Annotated in this window: 11 protein-coding genes; 5 read left to right on the top strand and 6 right to left on the bottom strand. The window is 60.7% G+C overall.

Annotation, left to right across the window (positions count from 1 at the left end):
- Positions 1 to 185: 185 nt before the first annotated feature.
- Positions 186 to 404, bottom strand: coding sequence for a hypothetical protein (locus ACQKP1_RS16990; RefSeq protein ID WP_203017802.1), 219 nt, complete (start codon positions 402 to 404; stop codon positions 186 to 188).
- 221 nt (positions 405 to 625) lie between these two features.
- Here ACQKP1_RS16990 and ACQKP1_RS16985 point away from each other — a divergent pair, with 221 nt between their 5' ends.
- The gene (locus ACQKP1_RS16985; protein WP_427276152.1) at positions 626 to 1372 is read left to right on the top strand and encodes an EAL domain-containing protein; all 747 of its coding nucleotides are present in this window, start codon (positions 626 to 628) and stop codon (positions 1370 to 1372) included.
- Between the two features lie 75 nt (positions 1373 to 1447).
- Here the strand turns inward: ACQKP1_RS16985 and groL are convergent, their stop codons facing one another.
- Together groL and groES are read right to left on the bottom strand one after the other, a co-directional pair.
- On the bottom strand, positions 1448 to 3073 hold the full coding sequence (gene groL, locus ACQKP1_RS16980; RefSeq protein WP_427276151.1) for a chaperonin GroEL: 1626 nt from the start codon (positions 3071 to 3073) through the stop codon (positions 1448 to 1450).
- 39 nt (positions 3074 to 3112) lie between these two features.
- Positions 3113 to 3427: a co-chaperone GroES gene (groES, locus tag ACQKP1_RS16975; RefSeq protein ID WP_203017797.1), complete on the bottom strand. Its 315-nt coding sequence runs from the start codon at positions 3425 to 3427 to the stop codon at positions 3113 to 3115.
- A gap of 266 nt (positions 3428 to 3693) precedes the next feature.
- Between groES and ACQKP1_RS16970 the strand changes: the two genes are divergently transcribed.
- Complete coding sequence (locus ACQKP1_RS16970) at positions 3694 to 3966, top strand: usg protein (RefSeq protein ID WP_006724706.1); 273 nt, start codon at positions 3694 to 3696, stop codon at positions 3964 to 3966.
- A gap of 87 nt (positions 3967 to 4053) precedes the next feature.
- On the top strand, positions 4054 to 6711 hold the full coding sequence (gene treY / locus ACQKP1_RS16965) for a malto-oligosyltrehalose synthase (RefSeq protein ID WP_427276150.1): 2658 nt from the start codon (positions 4054 to 4056) through the stop codon (positions 6709 to 6711).
- Between the two features lie 81 nt (positions 6712 to 6792).
- Here treY and ACQKP1_RS16960 read toward each other — a convergent pair whose 3' ends face one another.
- The 3 genes from ACQKP1_RS16960 to ACQKP1_RS16950 form a co-directional block, all read right to left on the bottom strand.
- Positions 6793 to 7098, bottom strand: coding sequence for a DUF982 domain-containing protein (locus ACQKP1_RS16960; protein WP_006724704.1), 306 nt, complete (start codon positions 7096 to 7098; stop codon positions 6793 to 6795).
- A gap of 72 nt (positions 7099 to 7170) precedes the next feature.
- Positions 7171 to 8025 carry a PfkB family carbohydrate kinase gene (locus tag ACQKP1_RS16955; RefSeq protein WP_427276149.1) on the bottom strand — a complete coding sequence of 285 codons (855 nt, stop codon included), beginning with the start codon at positions 8023 to 8025 and terminating at the stop codon, positions 7171 to 7173.
- Positions 8022 to 9050: a LacI family DNA-binding transcriptional regulator gene (locus ACQKP1_RS16950; protein ID WP_427276148.1), complete on the bottom strand. Its 1029-nt coding sequence runs from the start codon at positions 9048 to 9050 to the stop codon at positions 8022 to 8024. The genes ACQKP1_RS16955 and ACQKP1_RS16950 overlap by 4 nt, the downstream gene beginning before the upstream one ends.
- 348 nt (positions 9051 to 9398) lie before the next feature.
- Here ACQKP1_RS16950 and ACQKP1_RS16945 point away from each other — a divergent pair, with 348 nt between their 5' ends.
- Positions 9399 to 10184, top strand: a complete 786-nt coding sequence (locus ACQKP1_RS16945) for a ThuA domain-containing protein (RefSeq protein ID WP_203017784.1) — start codon at positions 9399 to 9401, stop codon at positions 10182 to 10184.
- Positions 10181 to 11239, top strand: a complete 1059-nt coding sequence (locus ACQKP1_RS16940) for a Gfo/Idh/MocA family protein (RefSeq protein WP_427276147.1) — start codon at positions 10181 to 10183, stop codon at positions 11237 to 11239. The genes ACQKP1_RS16945 and ACQKP1_RS16940 overlap by 4 nt, the downstream gene beginning before the upstream one ends.
- The last annotated feature ends 21 nt before the right edge of the window (positions 11240 to 11260 follow it).

The raw sequence follows: 11260 nt of genomic DNA, 5'->3' as shown, positions 1-11260 counted from the left end.
ACGCTCGCATGTCTGACTGCTGCGATCAAGGTGAGGTAACGCTTGCATCGCCCGGGGAAAACGCGATCTGAGAGCTTTCCCGTCCAGTTACTTTCGAACGCGACGTTCAATCGAGCAAGCCGGCCACCAAGGGCGCCGTTCGATGTCCTTGCCAGGTTCCGATGCTCGGCCGCTCGAGCCTCGTCTCAGGCCTGCGCCTCCATGGAAACCAAGGCTTCCGCAGGCGGTGATTTCATGGCTTCGATCAGCGATGCCATGATCGCGCTGCGAAGCGCATAAGTGTTTGCGGTGGTTTTCTTGTGATCCAGCCTCTGCGCCGCGACAACCAGATTTGCGCCTTGCTGCATGACGATCTGTTGAGCCCGGACCATCGCCCAGGTCTCGATATCAGTCTGTTCCCTCATGTCCGCATCCCCAGCTAAGTCATTTAGCCCGCGAGGCTTTCTCGAATCAGCCTCGTATTCGAGGATATCCTATTATTTGAATTGATTAAATGAGGTACCCAAAAAAGGTCATGAAATAAGGACGATGCTGGTTGATATTTTAAGAGTGACCTGTGTAGCCGCCTTCAATCTTCCTTAAGAGCCCCACGCTTTAATGCATTCCTCGGCTTCAAGGAGACAACATGACCTGCCAAGGTTGCAAGAATGGGGCTGCGTTCAGCTCCACGTTCACGATGGCCTTCCAGCCGATCATGGATACGCGTCGCGGAGAGATTTTCGCACATGAAGCGCTTGTGAGAGGCGCTGACGGGAGCGGGGCAGGTTCCGTCCTGTCCCTGGTCGATCCCGACAATCGCTATGCGTTCGATCAGCAGTGTCGCGTGCGAGCCATCGAGCTGGCGGCTCACCTCTTTCCGCGCAGCAACATGCCGCATCTGTCAATCAACTTCATGCCCAATGCGGTCTATGAGCCGCGCGCCTGCATCCGACAGACGCTGGAGACTGCCAAGCGCACCGATTTTCCACTCGATCGCATCATCTTCGAATTCACCGAAGTCGAGAAACTCGACACGGCGCATCTGCTCAACATTCTCCGGAGCTACCGCGAGATCGGCTTCAAGACGGCGATCGACGATTTTGGCGCGGGCTATTCCGGGCTCAATCTTCTGACCCGCTTCCAGCCTGACCTTGTAAAACTCGACATGGATCTGATCCGGGGCATCGATACCGATGCGGTCAAGCAGGTCGTGGTCCGGCGGACACTCGACATGCTGCGCGATCTCGGCGTCACCGCCGTCTGCGAGGGTGTGGAGACGGCTGGCGAGCTTCAGGTGTTGACGGAACTCGGCGTGGATCTGATCCAGGGCTATTACATCGCCCGTCCGACCTTCGAGGGACTGAGCCCGGTTTCTCCGGCGCTTGCGGCCTGATCGAGGCCAGGCCGTTTCAAACAAGGAGGGGCCGCCTGCGACAGGCGGCCCCTTGCGTTTTTGCGAAAGCGGATCTCAGAAGTCCATGCCGCCGGCCGGCATCGCCGGGACTGCGTCCTTCTTCGGCTTCTCGGCAATCATCGCCTCAGTCGTGATCAGGAGGCCAGCAACGGAGGCTGCATCCTGAAGGGCCGTGCGGACCACCTTGGCGGGGTCGATGACGCCCTGCGCAAAGAGATCTCCGTATTCGCCGGTCTGGGCGTTCCAGCCATAGGCGAATTCGGGCTTCTCACGCAGCTTGCCGACGATGATCGAGCCTTCGGCGCCGGCATTCTCAGCGATCTGACGGACCGGGGCCTCGATCGCACGACGGATGATGTCGATGCCGACGCGCTGGTCTTCATTGGCGGTCTTCAGGTTTTCGAGCGCCTTGACCGAGCGCAGCAGGGCGACACCGCCACCCGGCAGGACGCCTTCTTCGACGGCGGCACGGGTTGCGTGCAGGGCGTCGTCGACGCGGTCCTTCTTTTCCTTCACTTCGACTTCCGTCGACCCGCCGACGCGGATGACGGCAACGCCGCCGGCAAGCTTGGCCAGACGCTCCTGCAGCTTCTCGCGGTCGTAGTCGGAGGAGGTTTCCTCGATCTGCGCCTTGATCTGGGCAACGCGTCCGTCGATCTGGCTCTTGGAACCGGCACCGTTGATGATGGTGGTGTTTTCCTTTTCGATCGACACCTTCTTCGAACGGCCCAGCATGTTGAGGGTGACGTTTTCGAGCTTGATGCCGAGGTCTTCCGAAATCACCGTTCCGCCGGTCAAGATGGCGATGTCCTCGAGCATGGCCTTGCGGCGGTCGCCGAAGCCGGGAGCCTTGACGGCCGCGACCTTCAGACCGCCACGCAGCTTGTTGACGACGAGGGTGGCGAGCGCTTCGCCTTCGACGTCTTCCGCGATGATGACGAGCGGCTTGCCCGACTGGACCACGGCTTCAAGCATCGGCAGCAGAGCCTGCAGGTTCGACAGCTTCTTCTCGTGGATCAGGATGTAGGGATCGTCGAGCTCGACGCGCATCTTCTCCTGATTGGTCACGAAATAGGGGCTAAGATAGCCGCGGTCGAACTGCATGCCTTCGACGACTTCGAGTTCGGTTTCTGCGGTCTTGGCTTCCTCGACGGTGATCACGCCGTCATTGCCGACCTTCTCCATCGCTTCGGCGAGGTAGCGGCCGATCTCGGTATCGCCATTGGCCGAGATGGTGCCGACCTGGGCGATCTCAGCATTGTTGGAGATCTTGCGCGCATTGGCCTTCAGCTCCGCGACGACGGCTTCGACGGCCAGATCGACGCCGCGCTTCAGGTCCATCGGGTTCATGCCGGAGGCAACGGCCTTGGCGCCTTCCTTGACGATGGCCTGGGCGAGAACGGTCGCGGTGGTCGTGCCGTCACCGGCGAGGTCGTTGGTCTTGGACGCAACTTCCCGCAGCATCTGTGCGCCCATGTTCTCGAACTTGTCTTCCAGTTCGATTTCCTTGGCGACCGAAACGCCGTCCTTGGTGATGCGCGGCGCGCCAAAGGACTTGTCGATGACGACATTGCGGCCCTTCGGGCCAAGCGTCACCTTCACGGCATTGGCGAGGATATCGACGCCACGCAGCATCTTCTCGCGGGCATCGGTGTTAAACTTCACTTCTTTTGCAGCCATGGTTCACTCCTCAATAAAGCAAATGATGACCGATTTGGATCAGGCGGCTTTCTTTTCGGCAGCCTGGGCTTCGATGATGCCCATGATGTCGGCTTCCTTCATGATCAGCAGCTCTTCGCCGTCGATCTTGATTTCGGTGCCGGACCATTTGCCGAAGAGAACGCGATCACCGACCTTCACGTCGAGTGCGACGATCTGGCCGTGATCGTTGCGGGCGCCGGGGCCGACGGCGATGACCTCGCCTTCCTGCGGCTTTTCCTTGGCAGTGTCGGGAATGATGATGCCGCCCTTGGTCTTTTCCTCGGACGAAACGCGGCGGACGACGATGCGGTCGTGCAGCGGACGGAACTTCATGTTTTCCTCCTGGACAAACAAAATGGAACGTCCCCAAAGGCCGGACCGGATACGGTCCGGACGGGTGCCGGACCCTTTCCTGGCATCCGGCGCGCGATGATTTGGTTTTTCCGATTTTATCTTTCAAGAGGATCGCGCGAAAAAATCAGCACTCTTGTGTGCCTGCTGCTAACAGTCTGAATTTCAATCACAAATTCAAGTCGCCTCTTGCCAGATCGCGAATTTTTGTCAAACTTTTTATCGTCGATGTTCACGAGGGAAACCGCATGAAATCTTCCAATGACTTCACCCTCCAGATGGAGGGCTACGGCCTAACGACCGCACACATCCTGTACCGCATGCCAGACTTCCGCTCGGTGCTGCAGACGTTTCTCTGGCAGGACTACGATCTGGCTCCCGACTTTCCGCAGATGACGAAATTCCTCGATTTCTGGCGGACCAATCTGGATGGTGACCTCCATTCCGTGCGCTTCAGCCACAAGCGGCTGATCGGCCCGAACGAATGGCGCAAGGTGGACGGAGAATTCAACCTACACTGAGGATCCTGGATCCACCGGGACGACGGGAACAAGGCAGGCTGGTGGGCGTTGGTCCGGGTCGGACACCCCACCCCCAAGGATGCCAGCATGCCCTTTCCCGTTTCGACCTACCGTTTGCAGTTTCGCGGCGGCATGGACTTCGACCGCGCCATCGGGCTCGTCCCCTATCTCAAGCGCCTCGGCATTACCCATCTCTACGCGTCGCCCGTGTTTGCCGCGACCGATGGCTCGACGCATGGCTATGACGTGACCGATGCCAATGTCATCGATCCCGTGCTTGGCGGCCGGGAGGGGCTCGAACGGCTGGCTGCCGCGTTGAAGGCCGAAGGTCTCGGCCTGATCCTCGACATCGTGCCGAACCACATGGCAGCCAGTCTCGAGAACCCATGGTGGCGCAGCGTCATCGAATGGGGCGAGGCGAGCCGCTACGGGCATTATTTCGACATCGACTGGAGTCAGCGGCTCACGCTTCCGTTTCTCGGCAAGCCGTTCGAGCAGGCGGTGGTGGATGGAGAGATCTCGCTCACGCTCGATGCTGACCAAGGGGTGCTCGCGCTCGCCTATTTCGATAGTCTCTATCCGCTGAACCCATCGACCTATCCGGCGGCTCTCGCCAGCTGCGAGAATCCTATGGCCGCACCGCTCTCGGATCTCGGGCGCCAGGCGACAGCCGGGGAGGAGGCCGAGTTCCATCAAGCCGTCGTTTCGCTTTGCCGCGAGCATGGTTGCGACGGGCTGCTCGAGGAGCTCCGGGCGAAGGCGCAGGAACATGAGTTTCTGCTCTTTCTCCACGACCTCCAGCCCTTTCGCCTGATGCATTGGACGGAAGCCGCCAAAGGCCTCAACTACCGGCGCTTCTTCGAAATCGCCGGTCTGGTCGGTTTGCGCGTCGAGGCACCGGACGTTTTCGAGGCTGCCCATCGGACGGTGCTGGAACTGGTGCAAGCCGGCCAGGTCGACGGCTTGCGCATCGATCATGTCGATGGTCTCGCAGATCCTGGCCGTTACTTGCAGCAGCTGCGCGACGCAGTCGGGCAGGACATTCCAATCTATGTCGAGAAGATCCTGGCGCCGGGAGAGGATCTGCCAAAGATCTGGCCTGTGCAGGGTTCGACTGGCTATGAATTCATCGCGGCGCAGGTGCCGGTTCTGCTCGATCCCGCGGGCTTCCTTGCCATGCGTCAGGCCTATGTCGGGATCGCCGGGCAACAGACGCCTGTTGCGGACAAGATGCGTGAGGCGAAGCTTCGTATGATCCGGGTCAACTTCGCCGGTGAGGTGAAGGCCCTGGTCGGGCAGGGCGCCGAACTGCTCCGGCTCGACGAGGAGACGATGAACCGGGCCCTGGAAGAGCTACTTCTCGCCTTCCCACGTTATCGAACCTATGCAGCCCAGGGAGAAATGAGCGCCGAAGATCGCGAACTCGTCGATCAGGTGCTGAGCGAAGCAAAAGCGAGGCTGGACGAGACCGCGGCCGATGCGGCCTGGTCTATCGCCGATCTCCTGAAGGGGGAAGGGCGCCTTTCGGTTGGGGGTGTCGGAACCGATCTCTTCCGTCGCCGCTTCCAGCAGCTGACCGGGCCGCTGATGGCGAAGTCGCTTGAGGACACGCTGTTCTTCCGCCATGTCGAATTTCTTGCCCTGAACGAGGTTGGCGGAGAACTGGAGCCGGAAGAGGGCGGCCTCGATCATTTCCATTCCGAGATGCAGCGGCGTGCGCAGACGCAGCCATCTGGGCTTTCCGCCTCCTCGACCCATGACACGAAGCGCGGCGAAGATGCCCGCGCACGTCTCTTTGCGCTTGCCGAGGATGCGCCCCGCTTTGCGGCCCTGATCGACGGCTGGCGCAAGGCACATCGAGACGCCGTCATCGACGTCGACGGTAAGCCCGCGCCCGAAGCCGAAGTGGAGTGGATGATCTTTCAGGCGCTGATCGGCCACTGGCCGGTCGATCTCACGGCGGACGACCGCGAAGGGATCGCCGATTTCGCCGAGCGCGTCTTAGCCTTCGTGGAGAAGTCCTTGCGGGAGGCAAAGCTCCGGACGGATTGGAACGAAGTGGATGAGACCTATGAGACCGCCGTGAAGGACTATGTCCGGACGCTGCTTCTCGACAGGCCTCATTTCGTCACCGAGTTCGTGCGCGAGATTCAGCCGCTGATCTGGGCGGGTTTGACGAACGGCCTGACCCAGACCGTCATCAAACTCACAGCACCCGGCGTTCCCGACATCTATCAGGGAAGCGAAGCGCTCGATTTCAGTTTCGTCGATCCTGACAACCGGCGTCCGCCGCCATTTGAGACCCTGTCTGCCTTCGATCCGAAGGCGCCGATCTCGTTCAGTGACCCGCGCGCGCTGGCGGAGGGCTGGCTGAAGCAAGCGTTCATCGGCCGCGGCCTGTCGCTTCGCAATCGGTATCCTCAGCTTTTCCTGCAGGGGCGGTATCTGCCGTTGACGATCACGGGTCCCCGCCAGTCGCAGGTCGTTGCGTTTGCGCGGGAAATAGACGGTGCCGCTTCGATCACGGTCGCCTGCCGTCTGCCGATCGCCATGCTGCAGGCGGGCGAGGGGCTGACGTCGGAGCAGTTCTGGGGGGATACCCTCGTGGAAATGCCGGAGGCACTTGCGGGGCATGGCTGGACGGAGTCCTTGTCTGACCGCCAGATTTCCGCCGGGAATGGCCTTCTGATGCGCGAGCTGATGGACGGGCAGACGATCGCTCTGCTGATTTCGGGAGCCGGCTGAGCGGCTCCCCTTCAACGCGGATCCAGCCGGCGGATCTGGCAATCCGTTCCGTCGGCGGCGGTGATGCGTTTTTCCGGACTATCAGGCGACGGCGGATCGTGCTCTCGGCAGGAAGCTCACCATCTGCTTGCGCGGGTTTGAACATTGGCGCATGCCGGCTTCGTCTGCCGCCGCGATGAAAGCGCTGCGCGCGAGCTCCGCGGCACGTGCGCCACGCAGGGCGTTGCGGCAAAGCCGAAGGGCGCGTTCATAGGCGGGGCCGCGTCTTGTCGGCCACTCCGCGTCGAGAAAATCAAGCGCATCATACGCATTCAGAAAGCGCCTCGTCAGCCCACAGGGCAGTTCCAGTTCGACGGGTACGTTCCAGGTGAAATCGGCTTCTGTCATGCCTTCCTCCGTTTGGCCCCAGCAACTCGGAGGTGGGTCAGGAAGTTCCCAGACGTCGATCAAATAAAAATGTTATGATATTGATTTTTCTGTTGCACTTCGCGTTTGCGATTCTCGGCGTTCAAGCCATGCCGTGGTCGCGTCACCGGCAAGCTGGCTTGCCTCAACCACGTTCTTCCCGCCCAGCACGGTGTGCAGCAGACTGCCGCTGAAGGTGTCGCCGGCACCGATCGTGTCGCGCACGGTAACGCGCCGGCCGAGGGTCACTCGCGTTTCCGTGTTTCCGTCATAAACCGAGATGGCGGCGGGACCGTCCGTCATCACCAGATGGGTGAGCCGATTGCTCGCGAGCCTCCTTGCCTTGCCCCAGACATCGGCGATGGGAATGTCGGGCAAATCGGCTTTCGAACCGACCATGATATCGGCGGCACGGAGCTCGCCCTCGCGTAGCGGCAACTGCGAGATGACCAGCGGCGCGCGGTTCAGGGAGGCGAGGATGGTGTCCGGCAGTTTGGGTGCGTTGACGTAGAAGGCGTCGGCCGCAATCTCGTGGTCGAGCAGGAACGTGCGGAAGAGGCGTCGCTCGCTGGAAAGGATGGTCCGCTCGCCGGTCGGGTCGAGCAGGATGTCGGCGAAGTCCGTCTCGCCGTCACGCTGGGTAATCAGCGACGTATCGAAGCCCGCATTCTGCAGGTCCGCAAAGGCGTTCTCGCCGTGGGCGTCACTCATCAGGTTCGAAAGGAGTGCCACGTCGTGTCCGAGGTCGAGCAGCCGCCGCGCGGTGAAATATCCGCCGCCGCCGAGCCGTGTCTCCCGCGATGACCAGGCAATCCGGCCACCGGCACGCAGCGGTTCGGTCAGACGCCAGATGCGGTCATGGTTGATGTGGCCGATGACGACGACCCGCTTCCTGCCTGTCTTGGTCATACGGAAGCTCCCTCCGGTGCGGGGCGGCTGGTTTCGCGCAGAATGAGTTCGACGGGCCAAAGTTCTTGAATGTCGTGGGCTTGCTGACCCGCGAGAATCTGCAGAAGGAGATCGGCGATGCGTTTGCCGGCGGCCCGGATCGAGGAGCGCGTGGTCGATAGCGGCGGCACCATGTTCTCGGCTGTGAGATAGGGGAAGACATCGTCATGGGCGACGATCGAAACATCCCGGCCGATCCCAAGGTTCATCGATCGCGCCGCGCGGTAGATGCCGAGCGCTGTCATCATCGAACCTGCAACGAAGGCGGTCGGCTGCGGGTGTTGTTTGAGCGCGGAGCAGGCAAATCGGAAACCGATCTCGTCGGTGAAGTCGCCATGGCTGACCAGCTTTGGATCGTACTGAATTCCGCGGTCGGCAAGGGCTTGTCTGTAACCCTTTAGACGATCCAGCGTGAAGGTCAGTCCCTCACGACCGTTCAGCAAGGCGATGCGCCTATGACCGAGGTCGAGGAGGTGCTCCGTGCTTTGTCGGATCGCACCCTCATTGTCGATGTCGAGCCAGGCATGCGGCACCTCGGTCACGGAGCGACCATGGACGATGAAGGGCAGCTTCAATCTGTCAAGCAGAGCGATGCGCGGGTCATTCGGCAAGGGGGAGTGGATGACGACAGCATCGACACGACGGCTCTCGGCCAGTCTGCGGTAGAGCTGCAACTCGTCACTTGGATCGTGCCCGATCATCGGTGTGATCAGGATGTCGGTGTCCTCGCTGCTCAGGCGGTCGGCCATGCCGCTGATGAATTCGGAGAACTGGTAGTCGCCGGCCTTGGTCATGACCACGCCGATCGCGCCGGCCCGACCCGTCGCAAGCCGGACCGCATTGATGTTGGGCCGATAGCCGAGACGTGCCGCCTCTTCCATTACCCGTACGCGGGTGGAGGCGCTCACCTCAGGATAGCCACTCAGCGCGCGGCTGACTGTGGTCGGTGACAATCCGATCTCTCTGGCAAAGTCCTTGAGCTTCATCCGTTCGCCTGCACCTTCGCGAGGCTATTGCTGCCCGCCCACGGCTTATGTCATGCGTCGGCGCATTGTGGCAATTCTTGTATCGCGATGTCAAAGCGCTTCCAAAATATGGGAGCTGCCCAGTGTCTCACAGATCGCGATATGTGTCCGTGGAGAACATAAATCCTGACATAGAGGCTGTTTGACACCCAAGCGACCAACTGCAAGTGTGGCTCTTCAAACCGCTTTCAAATTTTCCGCTTCGTGCCCTAGTTTCGTTTTGATTCATTCCTAGTTCTGACGGAACGATGGGTCTCGTCGAGGCTTTTCTGATGGCCGGTTGACTGGCGCTAACCAAGGAGAATTCAGATGACGATCAGAACGGTTGTCTGGGGTGAAAACATTCACGAGCGCGAAAACGACATTGTCCGCGGGATTTATCCCGACGGCATGCATGCGACGATTGCCGCGGCTCTGAACACTGACAGCGAAATCGAGGCAACGACGGCCACCCTGCAGGAGCCGGAGCATGGCCTTTCAGAAGCCCGGCTGGCCGAGACCGATGTGCTCGTCTGGTGGGGCCACAAGGCACATGGCGAGGTCTCCGACGAGATCGTCGAACGGGTCGCAAGCCGTGTCTGGGAAGGCATGGGGTTGCTTGTTCTGCATTCCGGCCATTTTGCCAAGCCCTTCAAGCGGCTGATGGGCACGCCCTGTGCTCTCAAATGGCGCGAGGCGGGTGAGCGTGAGCGGATCTGGACGGTCAATCCCGGCCATCCGATTGCGGCCGGCATTCCGGAGAACTTCGTGCTGGAAAACGAAGAGATGTATGGCGAGTTCTTCTCCGTTCCGGAGCCGCTGGAAACGGTGTTCATCTCGTGGTTCGCCGGCGGCGAGATCTTTCGCTCGGGTCTCACCTGGCGCCGCGGTGCGGGCAATATCTTCTATTTCCGGCCGGGTCACGAGACCTATCCGACCTATCACGACGCGACCGTCCAGCAGGTGCTTCGCAACGGTGTGAAGTGGGCCTACAATCCGATGTCGCGCTATTCGGCCGTCCATGATGCGCCGAATGTCCCGGTCGAACAGGCGCTCGAGCCGATTACCGAGCGCGGTCCGCGCCTGCACCAAGCCGGTGAGGAAGGCTACAAATGAGCACTGCCCCTATACGCCTGCTGATCCTTGGTACCGGCGGCATGGCAAATACCCATGCCATGAACTTCTCGACCATTACCGATGTGCAGCTTGTCGCGGCTGTTGATCTCGACATGGCGACGGTGCGCGCCTTTGCCGCCCGGCACAATATTCCCCACACCTTCACCTCGCTGGAAGAGGCGATCGCCTGGGGCGAGTTCGATGCGGTCACCAATGTCACACCGGACAAGGTGCATTATCCGACGACGCTCAAGCTTCTCGCTGCCGGCAAACATGTCATGTGCGAGAAGCCGCTGGCCGAGAACTATGCCAAGGCCGACGAGATGGCGACGGCGGCGGAAATGTCCGGTCTCGTCAACATGGTCAACCTCACCTATCGCAATGTCGCGCAGGTGCAGAAGGCAAGGCAGATGGTCATCGGTGGCGAGATCGGCAAAGTCCGCCATATCGAGGCCTCCTACCTGCAGAGCTGGCTCGTCTCCAAGGCCTGGGGCGACTGGTCGACCGAAAGCCAATGGCTCTGGCGCTTGTCCACAAAACACGGCTCGAACGGCGTGCTGGGCGATGTCGGTATCCATATCCTCGACTTTGCCGGTTACGGTGCTGCGACCGACATCGATCATGTCTTTGCGCGGCTGAAGACCTTCGACAAGGCGCCTGGCAACAGGATCGGCGAATATGATCTCGACGCCAATGACAGCTTCACCATGACGGCGGAGTTCACCAATGGCGCGATGGGCGTGGTTCACGCCAGCCGCTGGGCGACGGGGCATCTCAACGAGTTGCGCCTGCGTGTGCATGGCGACAAGGGCGCGTTGGAGGTCATCCATCGGCTCGACGACTCAAGTCTTCGGGCCTGCCTGCAGGAAGATGTCGAAAAGGCCGTCTGGCGGGAGATCGAGGTCGATCCGGTCGAGACGAACTATCAGAAGTTCATCACGGCGATCCGCTCCGGTTATGGCCAGGAGCCGAGCTTCCGGCATGCCGCAAATCTGCAGAAGATCCTCGATCTTGCCATGCTGACGGAAGTCGAGCGGCGCGAGCTGGCGGTCTAGTCTCAGCGATCGAAACGGAAA

Origin of the sequence: Allorhizobium sp. NPDC080224 (assembly GCF_050281005.1) — a bacterium.
GTDB lineage: Bacteria > Pseudomonadota > Alphaproteobacteria > Rhizobiales > Rhizobiaceae > Allorhizobium.
This window is presented reverse-complemented; position numbering and strand designations above follow the sequence as displayed.

What these genes read in the sequence shown, in the direction of transcription:
- ACQKP1_RS16985 (WP_427276152.1), top strand. Translation starts at nt 626, where the DNA reads ATGACCTGCCAAGGTTGCAAGAATGGGGCTGCGTTCAGCTCCACGTTC.
- groES (WP_203017797.1), bottom strand. Translation starts at nt 3,427, where the DNA reads ATGAAGTTCCGTCCGCTGCACGACCGCATCGTCGTCCGCCGCGTTTCG.
- ACQKP1_RS16990 (WP_203017802.1), bottom strand. Translation starts at nt 404, where the DNA reads ATGAGGGAACAGACTGATATCGAGACCTGGGCGATGGTCCGGGCTCAA.
- ACQKP1_RS16945 (WP_203017784.1), top strand. Translation starts at nt 9,399, where the DNA reads ATGACGATCAGAACGGTTGTCTGGGGTGAAAACATTCACGAGCGCGAA.
- groL (WP_427276151.1), bottom strand. Translation starts at nt 3,073, where the DNA reads ATGGCTGCAAAAGAAGTGAAGTTTAACACCGATGCCCGCGAGAAGATG.
- ACQKP1_RS16940 (WP_427276147.1), top strand. Translation starts at nt 10,181, where the DNA reads ATGAGCACTGCCCCTATACGCCTGCTGATCCTTGGTACCGGCGGCATG.
- ACQKP1_RS16960 (WP_006724704.1), bottom strand. Translation starts at nt 7,098, where the DNA reads ATGACAGAAGCCGATTTCACCTGGAACGTACCCGTCGAACTGGAACTG.
- ACQKP1_RS16955 (WP_427276149.1), bottom strand. Translation starts at nt 8,025, where the DNA reads ATGACCAAGACAGGCAGGAAGCGGGTCGTCGTCATCGGCCACATCAAC.
- treY (WP_427276150.1), top strand. Translation starts at nt 4,054, where the DNA reads ATGCCCTTTCCCGTTTCGACCTACCGTTTGCAGTTTCGCGGCGGCATG.
- ACQKP1_RS16970 (WP_006724706.1), top strand. Translation starts at nt 3,694, where the DNA reads ATGAAATCTTCCAATGACTTCACCCTCCAGATGGAGGGCTACGGCCTA.
- ACQKP1_RS16950 (WP_427276148.1), bottom strand. Translation starts at nt 9,050, where the DNA reads ATGAAGCTCAAGGACTTTGCCAGAGAGATCGGATTGTCACCGACCACA.